We start from the raw sequence: 17,017 nt of genomic DNA, 5'->3' as shown, positions 1-17,017 counted from the left end.
CCACTCACAAAAAGGGTATTGTCCAGGCCTGTCAACACAGAGATGGCATTAATCCCACCGGTTTTTGCTGACTCCGAAAGTGGAGCTATGCGGCAAGCGCCAGTTTCTGTATGGGGGTGATCCGCCGAGTGCTATATCCGGGCACCCCTCGTTATAAAAGCGCCGCCACTGTTCGATTTTGCTCCGTGCGTCGGCCAGTGACAAGAACCAATGCTCGTTGAGACATTCCTGCCGCAGGCGTCCGTTGAAGCTTTCCACCAAGGCGTTATCGGTTGGTGTGCCACGCCGGGAGAAGTCCAGCTCCACCCCGTTTTCATATGCCCACCGATCCATGACCTTGCCGGCAAACTCACTTCCGTTGTCCACCTTGATCGCCGCAGGCTTGCCTCGCTGCGCCACCAGCCGTGTCATCGCATCGGCAATGCCATCGCCTTTCAACGACTGGTCAACAACGATATCCAGGCACTCATGAGTGAAGTGATCCACCACCGTCAGCGACCGGAAACGGCGACCATCGAACAGTGCATCACTGACGAAGTCCATGCCCCATCGTGCATTCGGTGCGGTGGCGACCCGTCTCGGTTGACGTCGCCGTGCGCTGCGACTGCGTCGGGGCCTGCAATGCCTCAATGATAGGCCTTCCTCCTTGTAAATGCGGTGTACGCGCTTGTGATTGTCCCGCTATCCTTCACGACGCAGCACAACGAACACGCGCTCACACCCTTAGTGCACACGCGTCTGGGTGATCTCGCGCATCCTCAGACGGATGGCGCTGCAATCGCGTGCTTTAGCCTTGTAGGAAAACGCCGAGCGCGACATCGCCATGATCCGCAGCGCATGCCGCTCGCTTACCCCGAAGTGCTCACGTAGCTGGCCTACCCAGGTGCGTCGTTGGGCAGGCCTTAGAGCTTTTTTGTGACGACCTCCTGCAGCATCGCCTTATCTAGGCTCAGGTCGGCCACCAGCTGTTTAAGCTTGCGGTGTTCCTCCTCCAGCAGTCGCAAGCGCTTGAGCTCAGACGGCCCCAGACCACCGTACTTCTTCCGCCATACGTAAAACGTGGCCTCGGCAATTCCCATCTTCCGACAGATCTCACCGACCGCCATCCCCAACTCGGCCTGCTTGAGCACATAGGCAATTTGCTCCTCGGTAAACCGTGACTTCTTCATCGCTTGACTCCTCGTGATGACGGGGGCCCATGCCGGCGAAGTCTCTACTTTACGTTGGCCCGGTTTTCCGGGGGGGGCACGTTCCATTTGTGCCAGAAACACCTCGCGCCGCGTCTGCTTGCGCTTGCCCGCCCGCATACTCGACATCAGAGAAGGTCAGCTGCGTCATCGCGGGGACTGCTTGGTGGCGGATCGACAGTGTCCTACATTTGAGCAGACTTGTTCAGACCTTCCTTAAGTGCCACAGGCCTACGGAAAGGTTGCCGACAAGACAATTGCGGAAATCTCATCGCGACCAGACAACCTTTTGCCGCCCCCCCGACACTCATACAGGACAACCGCTGCAGCGGCGCCCCGCTTCATGCCACTGCCCCACGCATCGCCTCACTAGGACCAAAGCGAAAGGCCATGACCTCCCCCACGCAGGCCGATGCCGAAACGGCTTCCCACGCTCGCCCAGCGCTTGCGCCCTCCGCCGCCTTGCCGCGCCCGATGGTATGGCTGCACTGGCTCACCGTGCTGTGCCTGGTGTTGGCGGCTGGCCTGATCCTGCTGCGCGAAGAGGTCGATGGGCGAACACTGCGCCAATGGCTATTGGAAGGTCACCGCCACTTCGGCCTGTTCGTCCTCGGACTGTTCTGCCTGCGCGTGGCAGTGCGCCTGCGGCTCGGCCGCAGGCACGATTTCGCGGTCGGCTCGGCGCTGATACGCGCCTTGGCGACACTGACGCATATCGCCCTGTACGCGCTGTTGATGGCTCTGCCGGTGCTGGGTATTGGTCTGAGCCAAGCGCTGGACAAGCCGGTACACATATTCGGTGCGACGCTGCCCACATTTGTCGCAGCGGATCCTGATTTGGCCGATACCTTGGGCGCATGGCACTTATATGCTGCCTGGGGGTTGCTGGGGCTGATCGTGCTGCATATCGGCGCGGCGCTGTGGCACCACTTCGTCCGCCGCGACGAGGTACTAAGACGCATGTTGCCGTTCCTGCGCCGACATTGAATTCCGTATTTTCCTGCTCTCTTCCCTAGCCCGTCACCGAACCGACCAGCCCAAGGACCTATCGCATGCCTTACGTCCCGTCCGTCTTTTCCTTCTCCCGTCACGACAGGACACGCGGCGCCGAGCAGATATTGCTGTGGTCGGCGCTCGGCTCGCTGTTACTGATGCTCAGCCCGCGTGCGGCAGCGGTCCCCGCCTTCGCGCGGCAGACAGGCTCGTCGTGCGCGGACTGCCACATCGGCTCCTATGGTCCGGCACTGACGCCATACGGCATTCGCTTCAAGATGAGCGGCTACACCGACACCGACGGCAACGGCACCAAGATCCCGGTCTCGGCGGAACTCACCGCCACCCAAAGCGTGCCCAAGCACGGCCCAAGCCCTGCGCGCTTCAGCACAGCCAACCTGTATCTGGCCGGCCGCATCACCGACAACATCGGCGGCTACGCCAAGGTCACCACCACCAACAACGGCAATAACAAGTACACCACCAGGCTGGACAACCTGGATTTGCGCGCCATCGCCAAGCGCTTCCAGGTCGGCGGCAAGGACGCGGTGCTGGGCGTGACCGTCAACAACAATCCCGGCGCCCAGGATCCGATCGGCATGCTTCCCAATGCCTCCGGTCTCGGCCCGGCATCCACATACGCCAGTTCGACTAGCCTGCTCAACCAGTCTTCCTTGTCGCACCGCGTGATCGGCACCAGTGTCTACGGCCTCTACGATAACAATTGGTACGGCGAGGTCGGCACCTACACCGCCCTGCCCGTGTCTACCCAGGACGACCTGGGCTACGGCATCGGAGGGGATCCAGGCAAGCTCAGCGATACCGGCTACCTGCGTCTGAGCTACATGAAGGATTTGAAGAAACAGTTTTTCTCCGCTGGCGTCGTCGCCCTCACCACTCAGCGCCAATTGCCGCGCAGCACCGGCCCACGCGACGACTTCACCGACCTGGGCTACGACCTGAACTACCAGTTCCTGGGTACCCGCGAACACGTCCTCAAACTCGGCTATCTCGACATCTACGAGCGCCGCCGCTACGGCAGTACGCTGATCGACCCGACCACACCCGGCCTGACCAGCGCGCGCCGCGCCAGCATCCATGACCAATCGATCAGCCTCAGTTACGCCTACCGGCAAACCTACGGCGTGCTGCTGGCGCACTTCATCAACACCGGCTCGAACGATCCGTTCCGCTATCGCCCGTATGGTGCGCCGGACACCACCAGCAACCTGATCGTTGCGTATTGGGCGCCGTTCGGTAAGGACGATTCGTTCTCTTCGATCTCCAACCTGCGCCTGTCGGCAAGCTGGTTCCGTTTCAGCAAGTTCAACGGCACCACCGGTAATATTTTCGGGGCGCTGCCACCCACCCGCCCGGGTGACCTCAACCAGTTCTCCGTGTCGCTGAGCCTTGCCTTCTGATTTCCCCCATGCCCAGAACCTCATCCATCATGAAACCCGTCAACACCTTCTCGCTGTGGCGCACCCTGATCGTCGGTCTGTTGCCGCTGAGCCTTGCCCTTGTACCCGCCGCACATGCCGCCGGCGACCTGCCCGGTAAAGGCGTGTTCGCCAGCGAGTGCGCCGAATGCCACAGCGCCACGGCAGGCAAGAACAAGAAAGGCCCCAGCCTGTTCGGAGTCGCCGGACGCCGTGCCGGCAGCGTGCCGGACTTCAACTACTCAGACGCCATGAAGCAGAGCCAGTGGACCTGGAGCGACGAGAAGCTGCACAGCTACTTGTCACAGCCGGCGTCCAAGGCAATGCCCGGGACCAAGATGAAGTACGACGGACTCGACGACGACAAACAATTGCAAGAGTTGATCACCTATCTCCACAGCCTGCATTGAAGTCGCTGCGCGATCAGGTCATATTCGGGGGCCGGCTTGGCCGGCCATCGTGCCATGCCAGGCGGGAGCCCTGACCTGCGAGCATCGAGCCCCCCACCCCGTGCACCCCTGTCCTGTTTCCGTTAACGTTTTTACCTCGACCGTCGTCCTCATCCCACATCGCCGTAGGCCTGCTCACGCATGCTGAACAGGCTCTTGCGGGTGGTCACCCCGCTCGTGGGACGCTGGCCGGCAAGGCCCCTTAGGACCGCTGGACCTCTACTGGCGCTGAGCGTCGCGGCCACATCGATATCGGACGTGGCCACTGCAAGCGATTTCGGCGGTGCCGCTGGGCTCAGTTCGCAACTGGTCGATCGCGGCATTGCGCTGACCCGCGACACCCCGGTGCTCCAAGGCACGCTGTTCTGGCTGCCCTCTCCAGGCTGGTCGGTAAACGTCTCGGCCAGTTCCGCGTTGAACGCACCAGGCAAGGTCTTGATGGTCGCCGCTAGCCTGTCACGCAGCTGGACCCTGTCCGATAATTGGCAGATGCAGGCGGAGGTTCTGCGCTACAGCTATCCCACCGATCTCATCAACCGGCTGTTCAACCGCAACGAGGCCAGCCTCGGCTGGAACTACCGCGACCGCCTCAGTATTTCCCTGGCCGCATTCCAGATGCCCGACAGTGGCCTGCGCCCGCGCTGGTACGGCGCAACCGACCTCACCGCACATCAGCCATTGATCGGGGCGCTATCGTTGTCGGCAGGGATCGGCATCAGCCAGGCTCCACCGGCCATGTATGGACTGGAATACGCGTCACACTACCACTACGGACACGCCGGGCTGATCTACACCACCGGCCACTGGAACGTGGAACTGGAGCGCGTGTTCAGCAACTCCCGTACCGGCTACCCTGGCCGGGGCATATGGCCCTGGGTGGCCAGCGTGTCCCGCAGTTTCTGATTCCGGTGCAACCTTTCCCTCCCACTCCGGCACATACGCGTGCCCGTTGCCAAGTCCTCCCCCATGAACGACAACGATCTACTCGGCGATGTCACTGACCGTATGCTGCTCCAGCGCATGGTGGCCAGCGACCGCGATGCGCTGGCTCGTCTATATCGCGCCTACCATGGGCGCCTGTGTCGGTTCCTATCGCGGTTGACCCGGCGCCCGGACATCATCGAAGAAGCCATCAACGATTGCTTCTGGATCGTGTGGCAAAAAGCCCGCGATTTTCGCGGCGACTCGCAGGTCTCGACCTGGATCATGGGCATCGCCTACCGCTGCGGACTCAAGGCGATCCGCCACCACAGTGATGACGCCATTGACGACGACGCCAACGCCGAGGACCACGTCACCGCGGCGGATCCGGACGAAGACCGCGAACTACGCGACTGGCTAGGCAAAGGGCTGGAACGTCTATCGACCGATCAGCGCCTGGTGGTGGAACTGGTGTACGGCCTGGGCCACAAGCTGGAAGAAGTCGCGACGATCATGCAGTGCCCGGTGGGCACCATCAAGGCCCGGCTCTTCCATGCCCGGGTCAAGCTTCGCAATGTGTTGCCAGGATTGGCCGGCGACACGTCAGCGCTAACGGGGAGCGCATCATGAAAACAGGCTTCAACGAGCCAGGTAACGAATGCGCACATGCCTGGGATCTCATGCCGTGGGTGCTGCAGGGCAGTGCCACGGAAGAACAGAACGAATGGTTGGTGGCACACTTGGCGAAGTGCCGTTTTTGCAGCACCGAGTTCGCGCAGCAGAGCCGCTTGCGCATGGCGATGTCGCTGCCCAGCAATGTACCAGTGGATGCCGAAGCCGGACTGCAGCGACTGCTCCAACAGTTGGATGCACCCTTCCCCCAACAGGGTCCACTGCGCCCGCGCTCCAGCTGGACCACACGGGCACTGGTCGCGGCGGCGCTACTGCAGGCTGTCGGTCTGGGTGTGCTTGGCTTCAGATTGTCGGCCGATCACGACCGCGGCACCGTCTACCGTACCCTCAGCGATACCGCGCCGCCACCGGCCACGGGTGCGATCCGGGTGGTGCCGGACGCACGCATGACCATGGCCGACTGGGACGCCCTGCTGCACAAGCTACAGTTGCATGTGGTCGCCGGCCCCAATGGCGCCGGTGGCTACACGGTGGTACCCGTGCAGGCAGGCCCTGCGGCACAGACGCAGCGTAATGTGCAGCAATTGCGGGCCAGCAACCGCATCCGTTTAGCGGAGCCGATTTCCACGCCATGATCATCGGCATACGTCTCGTCAGCCTGCTTACCGCCTGCCTGATTCTCGGCGCTTGCGCCCACAGATCACCCGACGCGCTCGCCACCACGGGCGACGCCAGCAGTGCCAGACTGCCGTATCAGGACCCGTCACCGACATTGGACAGCCAGCGCCAGATCGTCCTTGCCGTGGCCAACCCGATGGCCGCGCCGAGCCGCCATGCTGGCTCGGATCTGCTCGGCTACGCTTCCGCGCGCTACTACGGCGCCGGCACCCAGGCGGTCGCCACGTTGGAGGCGTTGAATCGCCGTTACGGCCTGCGTCAGGTCGCCGGCTGGCCGATCAAGACGCTGGGGCTTTACTGCGTGGTGCTGGAGCCTGCACCCGGCAGCGACCGTGCGTCACTGCTCGCACAACTGGCCAAGGACGAGCGCGTCGCGCTGTCGCAGCCACTGCAGGAATTCGGTACCTATGCAGATCCCAGCGCAGAGGCACCTGCGACTACGTCGACGCCTGCACCAAGGCCCGCCTCCTCGGTGCAGGCGCTGCACTACAACGATCCCTACGTGGACATGCAACGCGGCTTCGTCGCCACCAACGCCGCCGCCGCGCAGGTATGGAGTCAGGGCCAGGACGTGGAGGTGGCGATCGTCGACACTGGCGCGGACACCGCCCATCCAGACCTGCGTGGACGCTTGCGCATCGTGCGCGACCTGGTGGCCGCCGACCCCACTGCGTTCGACCGCGACCCCCATGGCACCGAGGTGGCCGGCATCATCGGTGCCGGAAGCAACAACCATCTGGGCATCGTCGGCATCGCGCCCAAAGCAATGCTGGACGTGTACAAGGCCTGCTGGTATCCGCAACACCCCGGCGCCGGTGCTGGCTGCAACTCCTTCACTCTGGCCAAAGCGCTGGTGGCAATCGGCGACACCCCCGCACGCATCGTCAACCTGAGCCTCGGCGGACCCGCCGACCCACTGCTGCGCAAACTGCTGGAACAACTGCTCCGACAGGGCCGCATCGTGGTCGCGGCGATGCCGCCGGACGGACGCATGAACGGCTTTCCCGACAACACGCCGGGAGTCATCGTGGTCCGCAGCAGTACGGCAACGCCTGCACCAGCTGGGGTGCTGAGCGCACCCGGGCAGGACATCCTCACCACCCAACCCGACGGCGGCTACGACTTCACCTCCGGATCGTCGATGGCCACCGCGCACGTCAGTGGCGTGGTCGCGTTGCTGCTGGCGCTATCGCCGCATCTGAACGCATACAACGTGCATGACTTACTACTGCGTACCAGCCAGCAACGCGATGGCATGCTGCAAATAAACGCGGCGGCGGCGGTGCAGGCCCTGCCCGGCATCCGTCACACCACTCAGTGAGTGCTGCGCCATGACCTCGTGGATTCCAATATGGTTGCACCGGTTGGCTTCGCCTCCTACCTTCTTCCGCGTGGCCGGTCGCTTGCGACCTTGGAGCCTCGGCACGGCCGTCGTGCTTGGCGCGGTTGCGTTCTACGGCGGCCTGGTGCTTGCCCCGCCGGATTATCAACAGCACGACGCCTATCGCATCATTTTCGTACATGTGCCTTGCGCCTGGATGAGCCTGTTCATCTACGCCGCGATGGGCGTGAGCGGATTCATCGCGCTGGTGTGGCGGATCAAGTTGGCGGAAGTGGCGTGTATGGCCTCGGCCCCGATTGGCGCAGCATTCACCCTCGTCACCCTGTGCACCGGCTCGCTGTGGGGCAAACCCATGTGGGGCACATGGTGGACCTGGGATGCGCGGCTGACCTCTGAACTGGTGCTGCTGTTCTTGTATCTCGGCGTGATCGGCCTGCACCGCGCCATCGACGACCCGCGTCAAGGCGCGCGCGCTGCGGCGCTGCTGGCGCTGGTCGGGCTACTCAATCTGCCGATCGTGCATTTCTCCGTGGTGTGGTGGAACACGTTGCACCAAGGCTCCACGGTGCGCGTCCTCGGTCCCTCAACGATGCCCTTGTCCATGCTCTGGCCACTGTTGACCGCAGTACTGGCCAGCAAGTGCTACTACCTGGCGAGCCTGCTCGAACGCATGCGTACCGATCTATTGGCGCTGGAGTGCGGGAAAGCCTGGGTCCGCACGATCGCCATGGCCGCACAACCGTCGTCACGGCTCCCGGCCAATGCGCAGGGGTCCATTTCGATGCCGGTGGAGCATGCGCGATGAACAGCGGCTTTTGGGCCATGGGCGGCTACGCCGTTTATGTGTGGACCGCCTACGCACTGGCACTGCTAGTGCTACTGGTGGACTATGTGCTGCCGCGCTGGCGGCAACGGCGCTTGCTCGCCGCCGCCCGCACGCACGTCATACGCGAACACGCACGCCGCGCACGTGGCGTCTCCACCGGCACCTGGCAACACGATGAATCCAACCCGTAAACGCCGCTTGCTGCTGGTCCTGTTATTGCTCGGTGCGACGACCCTGGCAACCGGACTGTTCGTGCTGGCCCTTCAGCACAATATCAGCTACCTGTTCACCCCCAGCCAGGTACAGAACGGTGCAGCGAAGGGCTATCGTGTGTTCCGTCTCGGCGGCATGGTCAAGGCCGGCTCGATCCGACGCAGCGCCGATTCCCTGCGCGTGGACTTCACTGTCATCGACAAAGCCGGCGCCACCGCCGTTGCCTATACCGGCATCCTGCCAGACCTGTTCCGCGATAACCAAGCCGTGATCGCCACCGGTTCGATGCAAGGCGCGCGTTTCGTTGCGACCGAAGTGCTGGCCAAGCACGACGAGACCTACATGCCTCAAGAACTGAAAGACGCCATGGCCCAGGCACACGCCACCCGCTCGCACATGGGCGCCAGCGTGGCGCCCACGCACCCATGAGCCTGAACATGGCCGTGCACAGCGTCTACAGCAAGACAACGGTGCCGCGATGAGTGCCGAACTGGGCCAGTGCGCGTTGATCCTGGCATTGCTGTTGGCGCTTGCGCAAAGCGTGCTGCCACTGCTCGGCGCCTGGCGCGGCGAGCGCGCCTGGATGGCAGTGGCGCGGCCAGCGGCCTATGCCCAGGCCGGGTTCGCTTGGCTGGCCTTCGCGCTGCTCGCGTATGCGCTGCTAAGCCTCGATTTCTCGGTGCGCTACGTCGCCGCCAACGCCAATCTGGCGCAGCCCTGGTACTACCGCCTAGCGGCGGTGTGGGGTGCGCACGAGGGTTCGCTGTTGCTGTGGATCGCCATCCTCAACCTGTGGACGGTGGCGCTGGCATGGAGCGGGCGACACCTGCCGGAAGCCTTCGCCGCGCGCGTGCTCGGCGTGTTGGGGCTGGTCTCCAGCGGCTTCCTGGCCTTCGTCCTGTTCACCTCCAACCCCTTCGCGCGACTCTCGCCGATGCCACGCGATGGCAGCGAGCTCAATCCGGTGCTGCAAGACCCCGGCATGGTGTTTCACCCACCAGTGCTCTACACCGGCTACGTCGGTTTCTCGGTCGCCTTTGCCTTCGCCATCGCCGCGCTACTGGGCGGCGAACAGCAGCAAGCATGGGTGCGCTGGGCGCGTCCTTGGACCAACGTCGCCTGGGGCTTCCTCACCGCCGGCATCGTCGCCGGCAGTTGGTGGGCCTATGCCGAACTCGGCTGGGGCGGCTGGTGGTTCTGGGACCCGGTGGAAAACGCCAGTTTCATGCCATGGCTGGTCGGCGCGGCGCTGATCCATACCCAGGCGGTGACCGAAAAGCGCGGTGCGCTCGGTGCCTGGACCTTGCTGCTGTCGATCCTGGCATTCTCGTTGTCGCTGCTGGGCACCTTTCTGGTCCGCTCCGGCGTGCTGACCTCGGTCCACGCCTTCGCCGCAGATCCACGTCGCGGCCTGTACATTCTCGGTTTCCTGGTGTTGGCGGTCGGCGGATCGCTGCTGCTGTACGCCCTGCGCGCGCCGCGACTGGCGGCAGGCAAACCGTTTACCGCGCTATCGCGGGAAACCGCGATTCTGGTCGGCAATCTGATGTTGAGCGTGGCCGCGGCGATGGTCTTGCTCGGCACCTTGTTTCCGCTGCTCGGCGAGGTGCTGCGGCTGGGCAAGATCTCGGTGGGTCCGCCCTACTTCGGCCTGCTGTTCCCGCTGCTGATGCTACCAGTGATCCTGCTACTGCCATTCGGTCCTTATCTGCGCTGGGGCCGCACCGAACCCGGCGCGCTGCGCGCGGTCGCCGCACGCGCCGGCCTGGCTGCCCTGGGCTGCGCACTGCTGGCCTGGCTGCTGACGGCCGGCACCTTGCGTGCGGTCGCAGGCGTCGCAGCGGCGGCATGGGTCGGCGTGGGGACCGCACTGTATGCCTACACCCGCTGGCGCGATGCACCGCGCGGCCGCCGCTTTCCGGCAGAGATGGCCGGCATGCTGCTGGCCCATGTCGGTGTGGCGGTATTCGTCGCTGGCGTGTTGCTGTCGGAAAGTCTATCGGTAGAGCGCGACGTGCGCCTGGATCCAGGACAAAGCACCCGCATCGGCGCCTACGATTTCCGCTTCGATGGCGTGCATCTGCTCGACGGCCCCAACTGGAAAGCCGAACAAGGCACGCTGACCGTGCTGCACGATGGCGCCACGGTGGCGGTGCTGCATCCGCAAAAGCGCTTGTACAGCAGCGAACGGATCCAGACCGAGGCGGCCATCGACGCCGGCATCCTGCGCGATCTCTATGTCGCCCTGGGCGAACCGCTGGACGACCAACACATCGAATACGGCTGGACCGTGCGTCTGTACGACAAGCCCTGCATCCGCTGGATCTGGGCCGGCGGCTTGCTGATGATGCTCGGTGGCTTCGTCAGCGCCAGCGCGCGCCGGCTGCGTGCACGGCCTGATGAAGCCGCCGCGCCACCCAGCGCGACCGACACAGCACATGCGATGGGAGCGACACCATGAGCCGTGTGTTGCCGTTGCTCGGCTTCCTACTGTTGGCGGTGCTGTTCGGGGTCGGGTTGTGGTGGAGCCGCACCCACGATCCACGCGAACTACCATCGCCATTGCTCGGCAAGCCAGTGCCGACGTTTTCGCTGCCGCGCCTGGACCATCCAACTGAAAAAAGCGGCAGCGCTGCGTTACGCGGCCGTCCATATCTGCTCAACGTCTTCGGCAGTTGGTGCATAGCCTGCAGCGAAGAGCATCCGCTGCTGATGGCGCAGGCACCCACCCTGGGCGTGCCCCTGATCGGATACGCCTACAAGGACGATCCACGCGACACAGCGGCCTGGCTTGCGCAACGCGGTAACCCGTATGCGCTGGTGCTGGTGGACGAGGATGGTCAGCGCGCGATCGACCTCGGCGTCTACGGCGCACCAGAGACCTTCCTGATCGACGCCCATGGCGTGGTCCGCTACAAGCATGTCGGCATCCTGACGCAGACGGTGCTCGCCGAAGAACTGCGCCCGGCGATCGCGGCGCTGACCAACGGGCGGCGATGAGCATCTTTCCTATCCGCAAGCTTCATCGCATCCGCTGGCACCTGATGCTGCTGCTGTGGCTCGTCTGCAGTCTGCCGGCCATCGCTCAGGCGGTGGATCCGTTGCCATTCAAGAATCACGCGCAGGAACAACGCTTTCAGCGGCTGACCACGCAACTGCGCTGTCTGGTCTGCCAGAACGAAAACCTGGCCGACTCCGACGCGCCCCTGGCACGCGACCTGCGCCATCAAGTGTTCGCACAATTGCAAGCGGGGCGTAGCGATGCGCAGATCAAACAGTACATGGTGGCGCGTTATTCCGCCTTCGTGTTGTACGACCCGCCGCTGGCACCAACGACTTGGCTGCTGTGGTTCGGGCCGGCACTTTTGTTGATTGGAGGCGGCGGCCTGGTCGTGGCGACACTGCGACAGCGTGGCCGTGGCCCTGATGCCATGGCGGCGGAGCCGGAAGCGGAGGATGGCTGGTGATCGCGAGTTTCGTGCTGACGGTGGCCGCAATGCTCGGGATTGCCATGCTCGCCGTATTGCGTCCGTTGCTGGCCCGTCGCGAGGGCATGCGTCCGCACTATGCGATCGCCGCCTTGCTGGTCATCGCCTTGCCCATGCTTGGCACCATTGTGTACTGGCATGTCGGCGATCCCGCCGCACTGGCTGGCATACCGCTGCAACCTGCAGCGCCCGCCCTGACCGAGCCTATTGGGAAGGCGCTGCCAATCCTGCTGCAACAAGGTTGGGACGCACAACAGGCGCAACGCCACGCCGACGCAGAACAGGCCTATGCGCAGGCCTTGCAGCTCGCCCCGGACAACATCGAGGCCTTGCTCGGCTGGGTCGAAGCGGACATGGCACAACGCCCTGATTTCGCTATCGTCACGGCGGCACGCGACAGGCTCGAACGGGTCCTGGCACTGCAACCGGACAACCAGCGCGCACTATGGATGCTGGGCATCGCCGAATTTCAGCAACAACACTACGCGCAAGCCGCAGCTTACTGGCGCCAACTACAACGTCTGCTGCCGGACGCTACGCCATTGCGTGCGGCAGTGGCGCAGAAGATCACCATCGCCGAGGCGCGGGCCAGCACGACAGCACTCCCGCCCCGCACGCTCAATCAGTGAGCGTGCCAGGCGACTCACTACCGCGCGTGAGTCGGCACTGAGAACTGCCTTGAACAGATCGCCATCCACAACTTATGGATAGGCGCATGCCGGTCATCTCCCGATGAAGATGCGGCAGACGCTGTGCCGTCGCACTGCAACGCTCATTGCATGCGCTCATCGTTGCTCTCCTGCGTCTGCGACGATGGCGGCGTTTCCTGCCACTGCACAATGCGACGCAGTCGGGAAGTCAGGCCGGCGATCTTCACAACCTGCTCACCGCGTCGATATTTGCCATGTCCCACGCGTTGGGAATGGTAGATGCCGGTGTGGCCGGAAAACAGATAGGCGGTGACGCAGCCGATGGCAGCCAATGGACCGATGTCGGCGCCGAACAACTCCATCGCCATGAGCGTGGTGGCGATCGGCGTATTAGCAGCTCCGGAAAAGACCGCAACGAAGCCGATGCCGGCCAACAGCGAAAATGGCAGATGCAACAGCGGCGCCAGCGCGTTGCCGAGCGTCGCACCGATATAGAACAACGGCGTAACCTCCCCGCCCTTGAACCCGGTCCCCAACGACATCACCGTGAATACGAATTTGCCGAAGAAATCCCACCGCGGTATCGGTTGCTGAAAAGAGCGCACGATGTCAGGAATGCCAAGGCCGACATAGTGGTAGGCGTCCAATATCCAGACCGCCGTGGCGATCACGATGCCGCCGATGGCCGGCCGCAACGGCGCGTATCCGATCGCGCGTTTGACCACAGCGCCAAACCGATGCGTGGCAGTGGCAAACAGCATGCCAATCAGGCCGAACACGATGCCTGCAGCGACCACGGATATGACGCTGCCGACACTCACCGGCACGCTCTGACCTATCGCGTATGGCGTGTGATGCACGCCCCAGGCCAAGCATGTCTGATCGGCGATGAGTGCGGCGAGGATGCAGGGGAACAGCGCGTCGTAGCGCATGCGCCCGATCGCCAGCACTTCCAGGCCGAACACCGCGCCAGCCAACGGCGTCCCGAATACCGATGCGAAACCAGCGCTGATACCCGCCATCAACAGGATGCGCCGGTCCTGACGCCGCATGCGCAATACGTGGGTGAGTTGGTCGGCCAATGCTGCGCCCATCTGCACCGCCGTCCCCTCGCGCCCCACCGAGGCGCCGAACAGGTGCGAGACCACGGTACCGCCCAGCACCAGTGGCGCCATGCGCAACGGCACGACCTGCTTCGGGTCATGGATTTCCTCGATGATCAGGTTGTTGCCGCCATCGACCGGCTTGCCCAACAGCTGATAGACCAAACCGACGCCGAATCCGGCCACTGGCAACAGCCAGATGGCCCAATGGTGCGCTTCGCGCCAGGCTGTGGCGTGGTCGAGGGAAAACAGGAAGAAGGCCGAGGCGCTGCCTGCCATCATCCCCACAACACTGGAGATGAACAACCATTTGCCCAGATGAGGCATGACATCGAACTGTTCGGGACGTTGGAATAGAGGCATCGGTGGTCTCCGCACGAATGGATCGGACCAACCGAAGCGAGGGATGTGGACGCGCACGCCTACAGCCCCGACCTGATCGGGCGGCTGTAGGCGTCATCAACCATGCGGATCGCACGGTGGTTAAAGGAGGAACGCCATCTCCTGCGGCGCAGTATGGAAGACGGCCGGTCGCGTGTCCAGCCGCAGCCACGCAAGATCATGCACCCTCTACCGATGCAAGCGGCACCAGAGTAACCAGCGCACAGCTTGGGTCAACTGCGTGGTGGCTTGGTCTTCTCCGCACGCGCTTGTTCGCGCGCGGCGCGCAGCCGGTCGAGCTTGTCCTTGAGCTTGATCTCCAGCCCGCGCGGCACCGGCCGGTAGTACACGCGCTCGCCCATCGCGTCGGGAAACCCGGTCTGGTCCAGGGCGATGCCGCCTTCGGCGTCGTGGTCGTATTGATAGTCCGCACCGTAGCCCAAGTGTTTCATCAACTTGGTCGGCGCGTTGCGCAGGTGCAACGGCACCTCCTGCGTCCCGCTCTCGTGCACTTCCGCCTTGGCCTGATTGAACGCGGCGTAGCCCGCATTGGACTTTGCGGTGCTGGCCAGATACAGCACCAGTTGCGCGAACGCCAGTTCGCCTTCCGGGCTCCCCAAACGCTCATAAATATCCCAGGCTTCCAGCGCCATCGACTGCGCGCGCGGGTCGGCCAGACCGATGTCCTCGATCGCCATGCGCGTGAGCCGCCGCGCCAGATAGGCAGGATCGCAACCGCCATCGAGCATGCGCGTCAACCAGTACAGCGCCGCATCCGGGTTGGAACTGCGCACCGATTTGTGCAACGCCGAAATCTGGTCGTAGAACTGTTCGCCGCCCTTGTCGAAGCGGCGGGTGCGATCGGCCAACACCTGTTGCAAGGTCTGCGCCGTGATTTCGCCACCCTCGTCCTGAGCCAGCTCGGCGGCGATTTCCAGAAGCGTCAATGCGCGCCGCACGTCGCCGTCGGCGGCACTGGCGATCTCCAACAAGGCCGCATCGGACACCTGGATCTGCTCGGCCCCCAATCCACGTTCAGCATCGTGCAATGCACGCTGTAAGGCCTCGACGATGTCCTGAGGCGACACCGCGTCCAGCACATGCACGCGGCAGCGCGACAACAGCGCCGAATTCAGCTCGAACGAGGGATTCTCTGTCGTGGCGCCGACGAACAGGATGGTGCCGCGCTCGATGTGAGGCAAAAACGCGTCCTGCTGCGCCTTGTTGAAACGGTGCACCTCATCGACAAACAGCACTGTGCGCCGCCCATCGGCGAAACGCTGTGCGGCCTCGGCCAGCACCAGCCGCACGTCCGGCAAGCCGGAGAGTACCGCCGAAATCGCCTTGAATTCGGCATCGGCATACTGTGCCAGCAACAAAGCCAACGTGGTCTTGCCGCAACCGGGCGGCCCCCACAGGATCATCGAGTGCACACGCCCGGCGGTAACCGCGCGACGCAGCGCGCTGGATGGCGTCAACAGACGCTTCTGTCCGACCATCTCCTCGAGCGTCTGCGGGCGCATGCGCTCGGCCAGCGGTCGCATCGCTTCACGATCGACGCGCAGCAGATCAGGAATATCGGAGGCGAGACGTTTGCGCTTGGTCACGTGGGCATTCTATCGCCGCGACCGCTGCAGCGACGGCATGCGGCTACAATCGCCCAGGTCACACTGCCTAGCGAGTCCCGCCATGAGCCACCACCGCACCCTGGATGCATTCACGCATTCGCACAATTTCCTCGGCGCGCGCCACGAGCGCAATGCGCGCCGCACCTGGGCGGTGGTGGCGCTGACCGCCGCGATGATGTGTGTGGAAATCTTGGCCGGCTGGTGGACCGGCTCGATGGCGCTATTGGCCGACGGCCTGCACATGGCCACCCACGCCGGTGCACTGTCGCTGGCGGGCTTCGCCTACTGGTTCGCGCTCCGGCACCGTAACAATCCGCGCTTTACCTTCGGCACCGGCAAGGTCGGCGATCTGGCCGGGTTTTCCAGCGCACTGATCCTGGCATTGATCGCGCTCGGCATCGGCGTGGAGTCGGCGCTGCGCTTGGCGCAGCCGGTGCAGATCGCTTACGACGAAGCCCTGTGGATCGCCGCGCTGGGCCTGCTGGTGAACCTGCTCAGCGCCTGGATGCTGGGCGCCGATCACCACCACGATCATGCGCATGGCCATCATCATGGTCATCACGATCAACGGCATTCCCACGACGGGCACGACGATCGCCATCACGACCACGCGCATCACGCTGCAGCGCACGGCGCCACAGGCCATGGCACGCACGCGCATGCCGACCACAATCTGCGCTCGGCCTACGTGCATGTGCTGGCCGATGCGCTGACCTCGGTGATGGCGATCATCGCCCTATTGTTGGCCAAGTACCTGGGCTGGCAGTGGACTGACGCGCTGATGGGCATCGTCGGCGCCATCGTCATCGCGCGCTGGTCGCTGGGACTACTGCGCGATACCAGCGCCGTACTGTTGGACGCGTCGGCGCCGAACGCGCTGCAAGCGCAGATCCGCGAACGCCTGGAACAGGACGACGAACGCATCGCCGACCTGCACGTGTGGCGGATCGGCCCTGGGCAACACGCGGCGATCGTGTCGTTGGTGACGCATCGGCCACGGCCGGTCGCGTTCTATCACGCGCGCCTGCACGACATGGCGACGTTGGGACACGTCAGCATCGAAGTACAGACATGTTGCGACTAAAA

General features: G+C 63.9%; 18 protein-coding genes, 1 pseudogene and 1 riboswitch. Of the genes and pseudogenes, 15 read left to right on the top strand and 4 right to left on the bottom strand.

Annotation, left to right across the window (positions count from 1 at the left end):
• Positions 1-48: 48 nt before the first annotated feature.
• Positions 49-1,169, bottom strand: a pseudogene (locus XalbCFBP2523_RS01360) (IS3 family transposase).
• A 492-nt stretch (positions 1,170-1,661) separates the two neighbouring features.
• Between XalbCFBP2523_RS01360 and XalbCFBP2523_RS01355 the strand changes: the two are divergent.
• From XalbCFBP2523_RS01355 to XalbCFBP2523_RS01345, 3 genes are all read left to right on the top strand, one after another.
• Entirely contained in the window at positions 1,662-2,174 is a 513-nt protein-coding gene (locus XalbCFBP2523_RS01355) for a cytochrome b (protein ID WP_045756825.1), read from the top strand.
• Between the two features lie 65 nt (positions 2,175-2,239).
• The gene (locus XalbCFBP2523_RS01350) at positions 2,240-3,601 is read left to right on the top strand and encodes a hypothetical protein (protein WP_045765716.1); all 1,362 of its coding nucleotides are present in this window, start codon (positions 2,240-2,242) and stop codon (positions 3,599-3,601) included.
• 29 nt (positions 3,602-3,630) lie between these two features.
• A complete protein-coding gene (locus XalbCFBP2523_RS01345) occupies positions 3,631-4,029 on the top strand; it encodes a c-type cytochrome (protein WP_045765715.1) in 399 nt (132 codons plus the stop codon).
• Between the two features lie 149 nt (positions 4,030-4,178).
• On the opposite strand, the gene XalbCFBP2523_RS16800 is transcribed toward XalbCFBP2523_RS01345, so the two are convergent.
• A complete protein-coding gene (locus tag XalbCFBP2523_RS16800) occupies positions 4,179-4,334 on the bottom strand; it encodes a hypothetical protein (protein WP_196297177.1) in 156 nt (51 codons plus the stop codon).
• On the opposite strand from XalbCFBP2523_RS16800, the gene XalbCFBP2523_RS01340 reads away from it, so the two are divergent.
• The 11 genes from XalbCFBP2523_RS01340 to XalbCFBP2523_RS01290 all read left to right on the top strand — a co-directional run bounded on the left by XalbCFBP2523_RS01340 (position 4,327) and on the right by XalbCFBP2523_RS01290 (position 12,798).
• Positions 4,327-4,971 (top strand): TorF family putative porin, encoded by a 645-nt coding sequence (locus XalbCFBP2523_RS01340; protein ID WP_230599050.1) that lies wholly within the window; start codon positions 4,327-4,329, stop codon positions 4,969-4,971. The genes XalbCFBP2523_RS16800 and XalbCFBP2523_RS01340 overlap by 8 nt on opposite strands.
• 63 nt (positions 4,972-5,034) lie before the next feature.
• Positions 5,035-5,619, top strand: coding sequence for an RNA polymerase sigma factor (locus tag XalbCFBP2523_RS01335; RefSeq protein WP_045765714.1), 585 nt, complete (start codon positions 5,035-5,037; stop codon positions 5,617-5,619).
• Complete coding sequence (locus tag XalbCFBP2523_RS01330; RefSeq protein ID WP_045765713.1) at positions 5,616-6,257, top strand: hypothetical protein; 642 nt, start codon at positions 5,616-5,618, stop codon at positions 6,255-6,257. Before XalbCFBP2523_RS01335 ends, XalbCFBP2523_RS01330 begins: the two co-directional genes overlap by 4 nt.
• On the top strand, positions 6,254-7,621 hold the full coding sequence (locus XalbCFBP2523_RS01325; RefSeq protein WP_104629880.1) for a S8 family serine peptidase: 1,368 nt from the start codon (positions 6,254-6,256) through the stop codon (positions 7,619-7,621). The genes XalbCFBP2523_RS01330 and XalbCFBP2523_RS01325 overlap by 4 nt, the downstream gene beginning before the upstream one ends.
• 10 nt (positions 7,622-7,631) lie before the next feature.
• Positions 7,632-8,447, top strand: coding sequence for a heme ABC transporter permease CcmC (ccmC, locus tag XalbCFBP2523_RS01320; RefSeq protein ID WP_045765712.1), 816 nt, complete (start codon positions 7,632-7,634; stop codon positions 8,445-8,447).
• On the top strand, positions 8,444-8,659 hold the full coding sequence (ccmD, locus tag XalbCFBP2523_RS01315) for a heme exporter protein CcmD (RefSeq protein ID WP_045765711.1): 216 nt from the start codon (positions 8,444-8,446) through the stop codon (positions 8,657-8,659). The genes ccmC and ccmD overlap by 4 nt, the downstream gene beginning before the upstream one ends.
• A complete protein-coding gene (ccmE, locus tag XalbCFBP2523_RS01310; protein ID WP_045758005.1) occupies positions 8,643-9,110 on the top strand; it encodes a cytochrome c maturation protein CcmE in 468 nt (155 codons plus the stop codon). The genes ccmD and ccmE overlap by 17 nt, the downstream gene beginning before the upstream one ends.
• Before the next feature lie 49 nt (positions 9,111-9,159).
• Complete coding sequence (locus XalbCFBP2523_RS01305; protein WP_045765710.1) at positions 9,160-11,142, top strand: heme lyase CcmF/NrfE family subunit; 1,983 nt, start codon at positions 9,160-9,162, stop codon at positions 11,140-11,142.
• Entirely contained in the window at positions 11,139-11,681 is a 543-nt protein-coding gene (locus XalbCFBP2523_RS01300; RefSeq protein ID WP_045765709.1) for a DsbE family thiol:disulfide interchange protein, read from the top strand. The genes XalbCFBP2523_RS01305 and XalbCFBP2523_RS01300 overlap by 4 nt, the downstream gene beginning before the upstream one ends.
• Complete coding sequence (locus XalbCFBP2523_RS01295; RefSeq protein ID WP_045765708.1) at positions 11,678-12,148, top strand: cytochrome c-type biogenesis protein; 471 nt, start codon at positions 11,678-11,680, stop codon at positions 12,146-12,148. The genes XalbCFBP2523_RS01300 and XalbCFBP2523_RS01295 overlap by 4 nt, the downstream gene beginning before the upstream one ends.
• Positions 12,142-12,798 (top strand): tetratricopeptide repeat protein, encoded by a 657-nt coding sequence (locus tag XalbCFBP2523_RS01290; protein ID WP_045765707.1) that lies wholly within the window; start codon positions 12,142-12,144, stop codon positions 12,796-12,798. The genes XalbCFBP2523_RS01295 and XalbCFBP2523_RS01290 overlap by 7 nt, the downstream gene beginning before the upstream one ends.
• A 143-nt stretch (positions 12,799-12,941) precedes the next feature.
• Here the strand turns inward: XalbCFBP2523_RS01290 and XalbCFBP2523_RS01285 are convergent, their stop codons facing one another.
• Both XalbCFBP2523_RS01285 and XalbCFBP2523_RS01280 read right to left on the bottom strand, forming a co-directional pair.
• Positions 12,942-14,285: a voltage-gated chloride channel family protein gene (locus tag XalbCFBP2523_RS01285; protein ID WP_045765706.1), complete on the bottom strand. Its 1,344-nt coding sequence runs from the start codon at positions 14,283-14,285 to the stop codon at positions 12,942-12,944.
• An 80-nt stretch (positions 14,286-14,365) separates the two neighbouring features.
• Positions 14,366-14,436: riboswitch (Fluoride riboswitch) on the bottom strand.
• Positions 14,437-14,536: 100 nt separating this feature from the next.
• Positions 14,537-15,910 carry a replication-associated recombination protein A gene (locus tag XalbCFBP2523_RS01280; protein WP_045765705.1) on the bottom strand — a complete coding sequence of 458 codons (1,374 nt, stop codon included), beginning with the start codon at positions 15,908-15,910 and terminating at the stop codon, positions 14,537-14,539.
• Between the two features lie 82 nt (positions 15,911-15,992).
• Here XalbCFBP2523_RS01280 and dmeF point away from each other — a divergent pair, with 82 nt between their 5' ends.
• On the top strand, positions 15,993-17,015 hold the full coding sequence (dmeF, locus tag XalbCFBP2523_RS01275) for a CDF family Co(II)/Ni(II) efflux transporter DmeF (protein ID WP_045765704.1): 1,023 nt from the start codon (positions 15,993-15,995) through the stop codon (positions 17,013-17,015).
• Positions 17,016-17,017 lie beyond the last annotated feature (2 nt).

Source organism: Xanthomonas albilineans, assembly GCF_002939705.1.
Taxonomy (GTDB): Bacteria; Pseudomonadota; Gammaproteobacteria; order Xanthomonadales; family Xanthomonadaceae; genus Xanthomonas_A; species Xanthomonas_A albilineans.
This window is presented reverse-complemented; position numbering and strand designations above follow the sequence as displayed.